The sequence below is a fragment of the Rhizobium giardinii bv. giardinii H152 genome (assembly GCF_000379605.1).
Taxonomy (GTDB): domain Bacteria; phylum Pseudomonadota; class Alphaproteobacteria; order Rhizobiales; family Rhizobiaceae; genus Pararhizobium; species Pararhizobium giardinii.
The window spans coordinates 113,424-127,089 of sequence record NZ_KB902702.1; the positions used below are offsets into that span (position 1 = coordinate 113,424).

Below are 13,666 nucleotides of genomic sequence, written 5' to 3' on the forward strand. Positions count from 1 at the left end.
GCTCAGCCGCCCCGCTCATTCCGCCGCCTCCTGTCGCGCCAGCATCTCACCGGCATGACCATGCGCCCGCCGATCCTCGCAATGGTCGGTGTCGGAGCAGACGAACATGCGACCGCCGTGGTCATCGAGCACGACCTCGTCGAGATAAACGTGCTCGGCGCCGCAGAGCGCGCAGGGCTTGTCGAAATGCTGGATCTCGAACGGATGGTCCTCGAAATCGAGGCTGACGACCTCGGTATGGGGCGGCACGGCGTAGATGCGCTTTTCGCGGCCGGCGCCGAACAGCTGAAGCGCCTCCGACATGTGCATTTTCGGATTGTCGAACTTCGGCGTCGGCGAGGGATCCATCACATAACGACCTTCGACCTTGACCGGATAGGCATAGGTCGTGGCGATATGGCCGTTACGGGCGATGTCCTCGTAGAGCTTGACATGCATGAGGCCGTATTCCTCCAGCGCATGCATCTTGCGGGTCTCGGTCTCGCGCGGTTCGAGGAACCGTAGCGGTTCCGGAATCGGCACTTGATAGACCAGCGTCTGGCCGGTCTTCAGCCGTTCCTCCGGAATGCGGTGGCGGGTCTGGATGATCGTCGCCTCGCTGGTCTTCGTCGTCACCGCGACATTGGCGACCTTCTGGAAGAAGGCGCGGATCGAGACGGCATTGGTCGTGTCGTCTGCGCCCTGGTCGATGACCTTCAGCACGTCATCCGGCCCGAGGATCGCCGCCGTCACCTGGACACCGCCGGTGCCCCAGCCGTAGGGCATGGGCATTTCGCGCGATGCGAAGGGAACCTGATAGCCGGGTATGGCGATCGCCTTGAGAATCGCCCGGCGGATCATCCGCTTCGTCTGCTCGTCGAGATAGGCGAAGTTGTATGTGGCAAGGTCAGGCATTGTCGATTACCTTGAGGTGCAGAGGACCACGGGAGAAAGATCCGGGATGGAAGCCGAACCCAGCGCCTTCAACGTACTGCCGCTCGTTCTGGCGGGTCTTGTTGTGCTGGTGATCGTCATCCTGGGGGACCGCGCCGCGAGAAAGAGGAAAAGCCAGGCGGCGGGATCGGGGGGCGACGGCGGCGTCTATGCGTCGAGCGACGGGGATACCGGCGGAGACTGCGGCGGCGGAGACGGTGGGGGCGACTGATCCACCGTGCGACAACGGGAATATCATTCGGCTGCCTTTTCCAAACGGGAATACGTCTCGAGCCGCTCTGCAAGCGTGCCGCTGTGCAGTTCGAAGAGATGGTTGTCGGCGTCGTGGAAGTAGATCGACCGCCCCTCGCCTTCGACGCGCGGGCGCGGCGGCATCACCTCGAGATTGAGCGAGCGGATGCGCTCGAGATAAATATCGATATCCTCATCCCTTATCTTGAAGGCGACGTGATCATACGTGCGTTCGCTCAGGCCCTTGCCTTGTATGATCGCGATCCAGAGATCGCCGACGGTGAAGAATTTTTCCGGTGCTCGCGAGACGTGCTTTTCGCCGCTGTCGTAAACCTGCTTGGCGCCGAAAACCGTTTCGAGAATCTCCGTCATCCGGTCGAGATCGCTGACGATGAAAGTAATGTGGGAGAGATCCTCGATCATTCCGCCGCCTCCCGGACATCATTGCCGTCGGACTTTGCGTCATATTCGGCGCGCATGCGGCGAACGAGATCGAGTTCGGCCTGGAAATCGACGTAGTGCGGCAGCTTCAGGTGCTCGACGAAACCGGTCGCCTGGACGTTGTCGGAGTGCGAAATGACGAATTCCTCGTCCTGCGCCGGTGCGACGATATCCTCGCCGAACTCTTCTGCCCGAAGCGCCCGATCGACCAGCGACATCGCCATCGCCTTGCGTTCGCTCTGGCCGAAGACGAGACCATAGCCGCGGGTGAACTGCGGCGGGTTGTTGGCCGAGCCCTTGAACTGGTTGACCATCTGGCATTCCGTGACCTGGATGCGGCCCAGCGACACCGCAAAGCCGAGTTCCGGCATGTCGAGTTCGACCTCGACGTCACCGATGCGGACTTCGCCAACGAAGGGATGGGTGCGGGCATAGCCGCGCTGCGTCGAATAGGCGAGCGCCAGCAGAAACCCCTCGTCGCCGCGCGCCAAGGCCTGAAGGCGCAGGTCGCGGTCCAAGGGAAACTCCAGCGGCTCACGCGTCAGGTCGCCCGGGACATGGTCCTCCGGCAACCTCCCGTCGGCTTCGATCAGCCCTTCATCGGCGAGAATATCGGAAACGCGCATCATCGCGCTCTCGTCAGCCTGCTTGCGGACGGGATCGGCGACCGGCTCGTCCGCAAGCAGCGATGGGTCGAGCAGGCGGTGGGTATAGTCGAAGGTCGCCCCGAGAAGCTGGCCGCCGGGCAGATCCTTGTAGGTCGCCGAGACGCGGCGCTCGATCTTCATCCTGCCCGTATCGATCGGCACCGACAGGCCGAACCGTGGCAGCGTCGTGCGATAGGCGCGAAGGATGAAGATTGCTTCGATCATGTCGCCGCGCGCCTGCCGCACAGCAAGCGCTGCCAGTTCGCGGTCGTAAAGTGAGGCTTCCGCCATGACGCGATCGACGGCGAGGCCGAGCTGGGCGACGATCTGGTCGATGGAGATCGCGGGCAGCGACCGGTCTCCCCGGCGGCGGTCGGCGAGAAGCCGGTGCGCATTGGCGATGGCGGTTTCGCCACCCTTGACGGCAACATACATGCTCAAACCTCCCGATGGCGAAGCTTGGTGGTGCGCGGCAGGCAGAGAACGTCCGTGCCGGCGACCAGGATCAGATCGACGCCCCTTGGGAACAGCGCCCGATTTTCCGCCCAGAGCGTGAGGAAAATGTCCGGCAGGCCCATCGGAGAAACGACGGCCTCGCCATTGATGCCGGGGCCGGTGGCAGTCAACTGGGCGCCGCCTTCGAGCGCTGCGATTTCAAGCACCAGCGTTGCCGAACGATCCGGATATTCCTGCGTTCCGAGCGCGAACTGATCGAAGCCCGGAACAATGCCGCCGGCCTCCACGAAGACGAATCGGGCCTCCGGCTTGACGTCTGTCCGCGCGGCCCCGGTATGGAAGGACAGCCAGGCCGGCACCGATGATTTGGCAAGGGCGGGGCTCAGCCAGACGGGGGTTCCGTCGTCGCACAGCGTCAACGCAATCGCTCCGGCTCCTGGACCGAGCGGCGCCGGCGGCGCCGCCGCAGCGCCGAGCGGCGTGATCGTGCCCGGACGCGCCATGGTATCCATCAGCGCCCGGAACACGGCCTGCGACTGGAACACGGGATCGGTAAAGGCACCGGCATAGGCGCTGGCGTGGATCTCGGTTTGAATGCCCATCAGTCGTCTCCCCGCACCATGGTGAAAAAATCAACCCGCGTTGCCGCGGTCTGTTCGGCACGCTTGCGATCCTCGGCCGCGACGCGGCTTTCCACCGCGTCGACCAGTGCATCGACCGCCTGCCGGTGGTCGGGCCGCTGGCGAAGCGCATCGAACACCGCCGCCAGACGCGCTCTTTCGCGATCATTGCCAAGCAGCTGGCCATGACCGATCTCGCCAGAGCCCAGCCGCACCGTGGCGCGGCTGACCGTCGCCTCGCCGAGATTGAAGGCATCACCCCCACCGCCGATTCGACCGCGCACCATCACGAGACCGCTTTCCGGACCGCGCACCGCATGCACCTTCGGTTTGGCCTTGATCGCCTGCCAACCAGCCTGGAGCTCCTCGGTCGACGCTTTGGCCAGCAATTCCATCGCCCGCTTGCGCCCATTCACCGCCGCGCTGCCATCTTGTTTGATCGGGTCCATTGCTTCCATCCGAAATGACTATTATTATAGACAACTATACATCTGATGATTGCTTTTCTAGAACTGCTGCATGACGGGCTTGTGACATGAATGCGAAAAAGGTGGTCGAACGGCAAACCGGCGTTGCCCTCTGGCGGCAGATTGCCGATCTGATCCGGCTATCGATCAGCAATGGCGATTACGACCAGACCGGCATGATACCGCCGGAAATCGTCCTGGCAAGCCAGTTCGGCGTCAACCGCCACACGGTGCGCAGCGCCCTTGCCGCCCTTGCCGAGGAAGGCTTGGTGCAGGCGATCCAGGGGAGAGGCACGCTGATACAGCGGAAGGAACGGCTGAGCTTTCCGATTTCGAGGCGCACGCGCTTCGCGGAGGGGCTTGGCGACCAGGCACGCGAGACGGAAGCGAAACTGCTTGCCCAAGCCGCCCTTCCGGCTGCCGTCGAGGTTGCCGCCGGGTTGGGGATCGCTCCCGGAACGAACTGCATCATGCTGGACCTGATTCGCAGCGCCGACGGCCGGCCGGTATCCTGTTCCACCAATTTCTTTCCTGCAGATCGCTTTCCGCACATGGCAGAGCAAGTCGAAAGGCTGGGCTCGATCACCAAGGCCTTTGCCGCCGAAGGCCTGCCGGACTACGTGCGCGTCTCGACGGAGCTTGTCGCCCGCCACGCCGATGCCGACGAGCTGGCCCTGCTTCGCCTTTCACCCGGCGCCATCGTCATCGAGGCGACCGCCATCAATGCCGATCCGGACGGCGTGCCGGTGCAGTTTGCCCGCACCCGCTTCGCCGCCGACCGCGTCAAGCTGAAGATCGAAACGTGAGGCCACGAAAAAGGGCGCAATGCCGTAGCACGCGCCCTGTTCACATGTGATCGCGCTCTCAGACGTCGGCGATGAAGGTCTGCTTCTGCGTACCCAGGCCCTCGATGCCGAGCTCGACGACGTCGCCGGCCTTGAGGTATTGCGGTGGCTTGAAGCCCATGCCGACGCCGGGGGGCGTACCGGTCGAGATGATATCGCCGGGATGCAGCGTCATGAACTGACTGAGATAGCTGACGACATTGGCGACCCCATAGACCATGGTCTTCGTGGAGCCGTCCTGCTTGGTAACGCCGTTGACGGTCAGCCACATCTTCAGCTTCTGCGGATCGGCAACCTCGTCGCGCGTCACCAGCCACGGGCCGGTCGGGCCGAACGTGTCGCAGGACTTGCCCTTGGTCCACTGTCCGGAGCGCTTGGTCTGGAAATCGCGCTCGGAGACGTCATTGATGACGCAGTAGCCGGCCACATGCTCCAGCGCATCCGCCTCGGAGACGTACTTGGCTTTTTTGCCGATTACCACTCCGAGCTCGACCTCCCAGTCGGTGGCTTCCGAGCCGCGTGGGATGATGACGTCGTCGTTCGGACCGACGATGGCCGATGTCGCTTTCATGAAGATCACCGGTTCCGGCGGCACCGTGGCGCCGGTCTCTGCGGCGTGATCGGCATAGTTCAGTCCGATGCAGATGAACTTGCCGGTTCCGGCAACGCAGGCGCCGAGGCGCGGGCTGCCACCGACGATCGGCAGGCTATCGATATCGAGCCCCTTGGCCCAGGCCATATCGCTGATGGCGTCGCCGCCGACATCGGCGATGACGCCGCTCAGATCCCTGATCTGGCCATCCTTGTCGAGAACGCCCGGCTTTTCCGACCCCAGGGGCCCATAGCGCAAAAGTTTCATGTTACCTCTTCCCTTGGAACGCTCGTGCCGCCTGACAAATCAAAGGCGGACAGCGTTGTAAAGCGCTTTTGCCGGTTCGAGGGGTCGGCGGGTAGCCAAATCTTGCTGGCGATCGGGACGCCCTCGCCCCGACGCGGCCCGCCGAAGGAGATTGTGGCGGGATTTCTCCCGCCAAATTGTGCTCTCAGGCCGCCTTGGAATAGGCCTTTGCCATGTCCGGCAGGCGCTTGACGCGAATTTTCGACGCCTGACCGGCGGCGTTGAAGGCGATGAAGCGCTCCTTGCAGACCTCGACCATGCGGGCGGTCGCGGGTTTCAGATAATTGCGCGGATCGAAATTATCGGGGTGCTGCAGGTGATGCTTGCGGATCTCGCCGGTAAAGGCAAGGCGAAGATCGGTGTCGATATTGACCTTGCGGACGCCGAGCGGAATAGCCTTCTGGATCTCGGCCACCGGCACGCCCCAGGTCTGCTTCATCTTGCCGCCGAATTCGTTGAACAGGTCCTGCAGGTCCTGCGGCACCGTCGACGAGCCATGCATGACCATGTGGGTGTTCGGCAGCCGCTTGTTGATCTTGGCGATCGTCTCGATCGACAGGATGTCGCCGTCCGGCGCGCGGGTGAACTTGTAGGCGCCGTGGCTGGTGCCGATCGCGACGGCCAGCGCGTCGACGCCGGTCTTCTCGACGAAATCGAATGCCTGCTCCGGATCGGTCAGTAGTTCCTCGCGCGACAGTTTGCCTTCAAAGCCATGGCCGTCTTCCTTTTCCCCGGCACCGGTCTCGAGATTGCCGAGACAGCCAAGCTCGCCTTCGACCGAGACGCCGGCCGCATGGGCGATCTTCACCACTTCCGCCGTGACGCCGACATTGTAATCATAGCTGGCGATCGTCTTGCCGTCGGCCAGCAGCGAACCGTCCATCATCACGGAGGTGAAGCCGTTGGTGATTGCCGAAATGCAGGTCGAGGGCTGGTCGCCGTGGTCGAGATGCAGGCAAACCGGAATATGCGGATATTCCTCCACAGCACCAAGGATCAGGTGGCGCAGGAAAGCATCGCCTGCATAGGCGCGGGCGCCGCGGCTGGCCTGCAGGATGACGGGCGAATCCGTGGCATCGGCGGCGCGCATCACCGCCTGAATATATTCCAGATTGTTCACATTGAAGGCGGGCAGGGCGTAGTTGTTTTCAGCGGCGTGGTCCAGCAACTGCCGCAAGGTGATCAATGCCATTCAAAAGTCTCCCGTTGTCCTGTCGCCGCCGATCCAGGGGCGTCGACTTTATTCTCCACTTGAGCAAAAGCGCCCGCCACAAACGCCGACTGGTATCGCGACCAGGCCTCCTGGCAACTGTGGGGCAGGATTTTCCTGCACCATAATTGATGATCATGGTTTGGCAACCACTGCCGAAACGGAAAATTCCATCACTCTTGCGACGGAAACGTTGCAGATACGGCTCTCTGGCCAAACTTTCCGCATTTTTTTGTCCTCCCCGAAGAATCAATCTGAGGTTGTGTTCGGGCAAGGCCTGGCCGGACCTCCGCGCCTGCAACCTCAGAGGGAAGGCGACCTGCCGATAACGGTGATCGACACTTTCGTTTCGAGAGGCGGTCACCGGACGAATGCATATTACGTAAACTGCCGAAAATGATCCCGATAATTTCGCGGCGGCCGATTCTGGTGGTCGGTGCGGCGATTTCGACAGGCGCAAATCCAACGCTAAATGCCGCAATTGAAATGCAACCGCGGCGCTATAGATACATATCCGTCAGCTTCATCGTGGCGTTTGAACGACGGCCGATGGCCTTGCCTTTGCGAAAAAATTGGCATTCTCTCGCCGCTTCAAAACCTGAAAAGAGGGGAAGGAAAACAAAATGACATTGGCGAACATCAAGCTCAGCACAGCGATCCTGCTCGGATCGTTTCTCATCGGCGCAAGCCCCGTACTCGCCGAAACCGTCTTGCATCGCGGCAATGCTGGCGAACCGCAGACGCTCGATCAGGCCCACACCTCGATCAATATCGAAGAGTTCATCCTCAAGGATCTCTATGAAGGCCTGACCATCTATGACGCGGCCGGCAAGGTCGTTCCGGGTGCGGCCGAAACCTGGGACCTCTCCGACGACGGCCTGGTCTACACCTTCAAGCTGCGCGCCGACGCCAAATGGTCGGACGGCTCTCCGGTCACCGCCACCGACTTCGTCTTTTCGCTTCAGCGCATCGAGGATCCGAAGACAGCTGCCGGCTACGCCAACATCCTTTTCCCGATCAAGAACGCCGAAAAGGTCAACAAGGGTGAAGTTCCCGTCGATCAGCTCGGCGTCAAGGCCGTCGACGACAAGACGCTTGAAATCACCCTTGAGCGCCCGACTCCGTTCTTCCTGGAACTGCTGGCGCATCAGACCGCGCTGCCCGTCTCCAAGGCAAGCGTCGAAAAGAACGGTGCCGATTTCGTCAAGCCGGGCGTCATGGTCTCGAACGGCGCCTACAAGCTTGTCGCCCATACGCCGAACGACAGCCTGACCGCCGAAAAGAACCCGGAATACTGGGACGCTGCGAACGTCAAGATCGACAAGGTGATCTTCTACCCGATCGACGACCAGGCCGCCTCCGTTCGCCGCTTCGAGGCCAAGGAAATGGACCTTGCCTACAACTTCTCGGCCGACCAGCTGGACCGGCTGCGCAAGTCCTATGGCGAGCAGGTCCATGTTTCCCCGACGCTCGCGACCTACTACTACGCCTTCGACACCCGCCAGGAACCCTATAGCGACGTGCGCGTGCGCCGGGCGCTGTCGATGTCGGTCGATCGCGACTTCCTCGCCAAGGAAATCTACTCGGGCTCGCAGCTGCCGTCCTACTCCATGGTGCCTCCGGGCATGGCGAGCTACGGCGATCCGGCAAAGGCCGACTTCTCCGAGATGTCGCAGCTCGATCGCGAGGATGAAGCGGTCAAGCTGATGAAGGAAGCCGGCTACGGCGAAGGCGGCAAGCCGCTCAACATCGAGATCCGTTACAACACCAACCCGAATCATGAGCGTGTTGCCACCGCCGTCGCCGACATGTGGAAGAACACGTTCGGCGCCAAGGTGTCGCTGGTCAATCTCGACGTCTCCTCGCACTACGCCTACCTTCAGGAAGGCGGCAAGTTCAACGTTGCCCGCGCCGGCTGGGTAGCCGACTATGCCGACGCCGAAAACTTCCTGGCGCTCAGCCTCTCCTCGAACAAGACCTTCAACTACGGCCACTTCGAGAATGCCGAGTTCGACGCCCTGATGAAGAAGTCCTACGAGGAGGTCGATCCGACGGCCCGCTCGAAGATCCTGCATGAAGCCGAGGCGCTTCTGATGAAGGAACAGCCGATCGCGCCGTTCCTGACCCAGGCCGACCTCTGGCTGGTGTCCGACAAGGTGAAGGGTTGGCAGGATAACGCCGTCAACGCGCATCTCAGCCGCTTCCTGAGCGTTTCCGAATAACGGATTTTTGACGCGCGGCGGCTTGGCGCCGCCGCGCGTCACGGTCAGAGAGCAAAACCATGATCTCCTTTGTCCTGCGCCGCCTCGCGAGCGCCGTGCCGACCCTGTTCATCGTCGTCACGATTTCCTTCTTCCTGATGCGGTTCGCCCCCGGCGGCCCCTTCAATCTCGAACGTCCGCTGCCGCCCCAGACCATGGCGAACCTGATGGCGACCTATCATCTCGATCAGCCACTCTGGAACCAGTACCTCACCTACATCAGCAACGCCGTCACCGGCGATTTCGGGCCGAGCTACATCTACAAGGACAACACCGTGGCGGAACTGATCGGCAAGGGCCTGCCCTATTCGATCCAACTCGGTTCCTACGCCCTGCTGCTGGCACTGATCGGCGGCGTACTTGCCGGCACCCTTGCCGCGCTCCGGCAGAACAGTGTCCTCGATTTCCTCATCATGTCGGTCTCGACCGTCGGCGTCACAGTTCCCAATTTCGTGGTCGGTCCGGTGCTGACGCTGGTCTTTGCCGTCGTGCTTGCCTGGCTGCCGGCCGGAAGCTGGGGTGACGGTTCGCTGCGCTTCCTGATCCTGCCGATGGTAGCACTCGCGCTGCCGCAATTGGCGGTCTTTGCCAGGCTGACGCGCGGCTCGATGATCGAGGCGCTGCACACCGACCATATCCGCACGGCCCGCGCCTACGGCCTGCCGCCGCGCGTCGTCGTCGTCACGCACGCGATGCGCGCCGCCATGCTGCCGGTCGTTTCCTATCTCGCGCCCGCCGCCGCCGCCCTGCTCACCGGCTCGGCCGTCGTCGAAACGATCTTCACCATTCCGGGTGTCGGTCGCTATTTTGTGCTCGGAGCGATCAATCGCGACTACACGCTGGTGATGGGAACCGTCGTGCTGATCGCCATCTTCGTCATCGTCTTCAATCTTGTGGTCGATATTCTCTACGGCCTTCTCGATCCGAGGGTTCGCCATGACTGATATCGTCACCACGCCGGCTCTGCCGCCCGAAACCGCCAGCCGAAGCCTGTTCCAGCTCGCAGCACTCCGCTTCCGCCGCAACCGCGCCGCCATGGCCGGCTGCGTCATGCTGGTGCTGATCGCAATGTTTTCCTTCCTCGGCCCCCATTTCATCAGCCACAGCTACGACCAGGTGTTTCCATCCTACGTGTCGATCCCACCGAGCTTCGAACCGCGGCCGGATGCATCGAGCCTGCAGGACGTGATCGAAGGCGTTGCCGGACGGGCCCGTGTCGAGCTGAAGGAGTTTGCCGTCGAAGGCCAGACCTTCACGGCGACGGTGACATCGGACAAGCCGATCGATCCGCGCGCCACGCGCTATTTCGACCGGGCCAACGAATTCGACAGCACGCAGGTCGTGGCAACCGAAAACGATGGCAAGACGTTGAAGCTCACCGGCAGCGTCTCGCGGGAATATTTCCTGTTCGGCACCGATTCCAACGGCCGCGATCTGATGGCGCGCGTCATGCTCGGCGGCCAGATCTCGATTGCCGTCGGCCTGCTCGCGAGCCTCGTCTCGCTCTCGATCGGCGTCCTTTACGGTGCGACATCCGGCTATATCGGCGGGCGCGTCGACAACGTCATGATGCGTTTTGTCGAGATCCTCTATTCGCTGCCCTTCGTTTTCCTCGTCGTCGTCCTCGTCGTCTTTTTCGGACGCTCGTTCATCCTGATCTTCCTCGTCATCGGCGCGGTGGAATGGCTAGACATGGCCCGCATCGTGCGCGGCCAGACGCTGGCGCTGAAACGACGAGAGTTCATCGGCGCGGCGCAGGCGCTGGGGCTGACCGACTGGCAGATCATCCGCCGACACATCATCCCCAACACCATCGGCCCGGTCGTCGTCTTCGTCACCGTCGTCGTGCCGAAGGTCATCCTGCTCGAAAGCTTCCTCTCCTTCCTCGGCCTGGGCGTCCAGGCGCCGTTGACGAGCTGGGGCGCGCTGATTGCGGAAGGCGCCAACAACATCCAGTCGGCCCCGTGGCTGTTGATCTTCCCGGCGATCTTCTTCGTTCTCACCCTCTTCTCGCTGAATTTCGCCGGCGACGGCCTGCGCGATGCGCTCGATCCGAAGGACCGCTGACATGACTGATTCACGGGAAACAATTCTCGCCGTCCGCAATCTCAAGGTCTCGTTCTCGACGCCGGATGGAACGGTGGAGGCGGTCAAGGGCATCGATCTCGACGTCAAGGCCGGCGAAACGCTGGCCGTGGTGGGCGAATCCGGCTCCGGCAAGAGCCAGACGATGATGGGCATCATGGGGCTGCTTGCCGGAAACGGCACGGTCACGGGATCGGCAAAATACCGCGGCCAGGAGCTCGTCGGCCTGCCGCTGAAGGCGCTGAACCATGTGCGCGGCGAAAAGATCACCATGATCTTTCAGGAGCCGATGACCTCGCTCGACCCTCTCTATACGATCGGCCGGCAGATCGCCGAACCGATCGTCCATCATCGCGGCGGCACCTTCAAACAGGCGCGCACCCGCGTGCTGGAACTGCTCGAGCTGGTCGGCATTCCCGAACCGAAACGGCGGATCGACAGCTATCCGCACGAGCTTTCCGGCGGCCAGCGGCAGCGCGTGATGATCGCCATGGCGCTCGCCAACGATCCGGACATCCTGATCGCCGACGAGCCGACGACGGCGCTCGACGTCACCATTCAGGCACAGATCCTCGACCTGCTGAATTCGCTGCAGGCCAAGTTCGGCATGGCCGTCGTGCTGATTACCCACGACCTCGGCATCGTCCGCCATTTCGCCAGCCGCGTTGCCGTCATGCGCCGCGGCGAGGTGGTCGAGACGGGAGCCACCACCAACATCTTCGAGCGACCGCAGGCGGATTATACCAAGCTGCTGCTCGCCGCCGAACCGCGCGGCCGCAAGGAGCCGCCGGCGAACACCGCGCCGATCGTTCTCGAAGGCGCGAATGTGGCCGTCGACTATGCCACCGGCGGCGGCCTGTTCGGCAGTTCAGCCGGCGTGTTTCGCGCCGTCGATGGCGTCAGCATCCGGTTGCGGGAGGGCCAGACAATCGGTATCGTCGGCGAATCCGGCTCCGGCAAATCGACGCTCGGCCGCGCGCTTCTGCGGCTGATCCCAAGCAGCGGGCGTTACCGCTTCGGCGCGACGAACATCTCCGATTTCAGCCGCTCCGCCATGCGTCCGCTGCGCCGGCAGCTGCAACTGGTGTTTCAGGATCCCTATGGATCGCTCTCGCCGCGACAGACCGTCGGCGAGATCGTCACCGAGGGGCTGTACGTCCACGAACCGCAGCTAAGCCGCGCCGAGCGTGACAAGCGGGCGATCGAGGCACTCAAGGAGGTCGGCCTCGATCCGGCGGCCCGCAACCGCTATCCGCATGAATTCTCCGGCGGCCAGCGGCAGCGCATCGCCATTGCCCGCGCCATCATTCTCAAGCCGAAGGTCGTCATTCTCGACGAACCGACTTCGGCGCTCGACCGCTCCGTGCAGGGACAGGTCATTGACCTTCTGCGTGCTCTGCAGAAGGCCAATGGCCTCTCCTACATCTTCATCAGCCACGACCTGTCGGTGATCAAGGCGATGTCGGACTATGTGGTGGTGATGAAGAACGGCAGGATCGTCGAGGAAGGCGATACCGACGCGATCTTCGAGGCGCCGCGCGAGAGCTATACGCAGACCCTGATGAGCGCGGCCTTTACCGCGTGACCTCTCCGTGCCCGGCTTCCATGGCCGGGTCCGGCTGCAGCGGTTTGCGTCGCTTCAGCTGCTGTTCGCGGAAGAAGATGAACAGGCCGGATGCAACGATCAGAGCGGAGCCGAGGATCACGGTCCAGCGCGGCGTATCGCCGAAGAAGATCCAGCCGAAAATCACCGCCCAGAAAAGCAGCGTATATTGCAACGGCACGACGGTGGCCGCATCGGCGAGTTTCAGCGAGCGGGTAACGAGGAGATGGGCGAGCATGGCGACGATGCCGAGAAGGCTGAGGCAGGCCAGGGCCTGCAGGTCCATCGGCGCCCAGCCGGCCGGATTGACGCCGACACCCGCCAGAGAAAAGATCAGCGCGCCGCTCAACTGCCAGAAGATCAGCGTCGTATCCGGCGTTGCCCGCAGGGTTCGCCCGAGAAGCAGCGCGAAGGCATAGGCTGTGCTGCCGGCAAGCGCGATCAGCGCCGGCAGGGAAAAGCTCTCGGCCGACGGCTCGAGCGCAATGAGGACGCCGAGGAAGCCGATGATGATCGCCGTCCACCGCCGCCAGCCGACCTTCTCGCCCAGAAGCAGCGGCGAGGCAGCCGCGACATAGATCGGCGCCGCCAGCCAATAGGTCATCGCGTCGGCAAGCGGCATGTAGGCGACGGCAAAGTAGAAGGCCGATGCATCGAACGCAAACAGCAGCGACCGCAGTCCCTGCAGCCACGGGCGATCGACGATCAGCAGGCTGCGCCACCCGCGCTTGACGAAGAAGGGAATGAGCACCACCAGAGCCGCGAGGCTGCGGATCGTCATCAACTGGCTGACGGAATAGGTCGACACCAGCCATTTCCCCATCGTGTCGTTCAGCGAGAACATCAGCATGCCGAGCAGCATGAAGAGAACGCCGGTTCGTGCGGCATTCGAAGTGTGAGCAAAGGGGGCTGTTGCGACCGTCATGGCTTCGGCTCCGGGAAAGACGGCTTGCCCTCGCATATTCCGGC

General features: G+C 62.7%; 14 protein-coding genes. 6 read left to right on the plus strand and 8 right to left on the minus strand.

Features of this window, described 5'->3' with window-relative positions; all coding sequences use genetic code 11:
- Nucleotides 1-15: 15 nt before the first annotated feature.
- A complete protein-coding gene (locus tag A3AY_RS0125220) occupies nucleotides 16-894 on the minus strand; it encodes an alpha-D-ribose 1-methylphosphonate 5-phosphate C-P-lyase PhnJ (RefSeq protein ID WP_018328457.1) in 879 nt (292 codons plus the stop codon).
- 46 nt (nucleotides 895-940) lie between these two features.
- Between A3AY_RS0125220 and A3AY_RS0125225 the strand changes: the two genes are divergently transcribed.
- The gene (locus A3AY_RS0125225) at nucleotides 941-1,144 is read left to right on the plus strand and encodes a hypothetical protein (RefSeq protein WP_018328458.1); all 204 of its coding nucleotides are present in this window, start codon (nucleotides 941-943) and stop codon (nucleotides 1,142-1,144) included.
- A 23-nt stretch (nucleotides 1,145-1,167) separates the two neighbouring features.
- On the opposite strand, the gene fosX is transcribed toward A3AY_RS0125225, so the two are convergent.
- The 4 genes from fosX to phnG are packed head-to-tail and all read right to left on the minus strand — an operon-like array spanning nucleotide 1,168 to nucleotide 3,777.
- Nucleotides 1,168-1,587 carry a FosX/FosE/FosI family fosfomycin resistance hydrolase gene (fosX, locus tag A3AY_RS0125230; RefSeq protein WP_018328459.1) on the minus strand — a complete coding sequence of 140 codons (420 nt, stop codon included), beginning with the start codon at nucleotides 1,585-1,587 and terminating at the stop codon, nucleotides 1,168-1,170.
- Nucleotides 1,584-2,687: a carbon-phosphorus lyase complex subunit gene (locus A3AY_RS0125235; RefSeq protein WP_018328460.1), complete on the minus strand. Its 1,104-nt coding sequence runs from the start codon at nucleotides 2,685-2,687 to the stop codon at nucleotides 1,584-1,586. The genes fosX and A3AY_RS0125235 overlap by 4 nt, the downstream gene beginning before the upstream one ends.
- A gap of 2 nt (nucleotides 2,688-2,689) precedes the next feature.
- Nucleotides 2,690-3,310 carry a phosphonate C-P lyase system protein PhnH gene (phnH, locus tag A3AY_RS0125240; protein ID WP_018328461.1) on the minus strand — a complete coding sequence of 207 codons (621 nt, stop codon included), beginning with the start codon at nucleotides 3,308-3,310 and terminating at the stop codon, nucleotides 2,690-2,692.
- Complete coding sequence (gene phnG, locus A3AY_RS0125245; RefSeq protein ID WP_018328462.1) at nucleotides 3,310-3,777, minus strand: phosphonate C-P lyase system protein PhnG; 468 nt, start codon at nucleotides 3,775-3,777, stop codon at nucleotides 3,310-3,312. The genes phnH and phnG overlap by 1 nt, the downstream gene beginning before the upstream one ends.
- 86 nt (nucleotides 3,778-3,863) lie before the next feature.
- Here phnG and phnF point away from each other — a divergent pair, with 86 nt between their 5' ends.
- Entirely contained in the window at nucleotides 3,864-4,601 is a 738-nt protein-coding gene (gene phnF, locus A3AY_RS0125250) for a phosphonate metabolism transcriptional regulator PhnF (RefSeq protein ID WP_018328463.1), read from the plus strand.
- A gap of 58 nt (nucleotides 4,602-4,659) precedes the next feature.
- Here phnF and A3AY_RS0125255 read toward each other — a convergent pair whose 3' ends face one another.
- Both A3AY_RS0125255 and fba read right to left on the minus strand, forming a co-directional pair.
- A complete protein-coding gene (locus A3AY_RS0125255) occupies nucleotides 4,660-5,499 on the minus strand; it encodes a fumarylacetoacetate hydrolase family protein (protein WP_018328464.1) in 840 nt (279 codons plus the stop codon).
- A gap of 184 nt (nucleotides 5,500-5,683) precedes the next feature.
- On the minus strand, nucleotides 5,684-6,730 hold the full coding sequence (gene fba / locus A3AY_RS0125260) for a class II fructose-bisphosphate aldolase (RefSeq protein ID WP_018328465.1): 1,047 nt from the start codon (nucleotides 6,728-6,730) through the stop codon (nucleotides 5,684-5,686).
- Nucleotides 6,731-7,371: 641 nt separating this feature from the next.
- Here fba and A3AY_RS0125265 point away from each other — a divergent pair.
- From A3AY_RS0125265 to A3AY_RS0125280, 4 genes are read left to right on the plus strand one after another with little or no spacing between them, the layout of a single operon-like run.
- Nucleotides 7,372-8,970, plus strand: coding sequence for a peptide ABC transporter substrate-binding protein (locus tag A3AY_RS0125265; RefSeq protein ID WP_018328466.1), 1,599 nt, complete (start codon nucleotides 7,372-7,374; stop codon nucleotides 8,968-8,970).
- A gap of 59 nt (nucleotides 8,971-9,029) precedes the next feature.
- Nucleotides 9,030-9,953: an oligopeptide ABC transporter permease OppB gene (oppB, locus tag A3AY_RS0125270; RefSeq protein WP_018328467.1), complete on the plus strand. Its 924-nt coding sequence runs from the start codon at nucleotides 9,030-9,032 to the stop codon at nucleotides 9,951-9,953.
- On the plus strand, nucleotides 9,946-11,076 hold the full coding sequence (locus tag A3AY_RS0125275) for an ABC transporter permease (RefSeq protein ID WP_018328468.1): 1,131 nt from the start codon (nucleotides 9,946-9,948) through the stop codon (nucleotides 11,074-11,076). The genes oppB and A3AY_RS0125275 overlap by 8 nt, the downstream gene beginning before the upstream one ends.
- Before the next feature lies 1 nt (nucleotide 11,077).
- Entirely contained in the window at nucleotides 11,078-12,679 is a 1,602-nt protein-coding gene (locus A3AY_RS0125280) for an ABC transporter ATP-binding protein (protein WP_026203809.1), read from the plus strand.
- Here A3AY_RS0125280 and A3AY_RS0125285 read toward each other — a convergent pair.
- A complete protein-coding gene (locus tag A3AY_RS0125285) occupies nucleotides 12,669-13,622 on the minus strand; it encodes a DMT family transporter (RefSeq protein WP_026203810.1) in 954 nt (317 codons plus the stop codon). The two genes, A3AY_RS0125280 and A3AY_RS0125285, sit on opposite strands and share 11 nt — an antisense overlap.
- Nucleotides 13,623-13,666 lie beyond the last annotated feature (44 nt).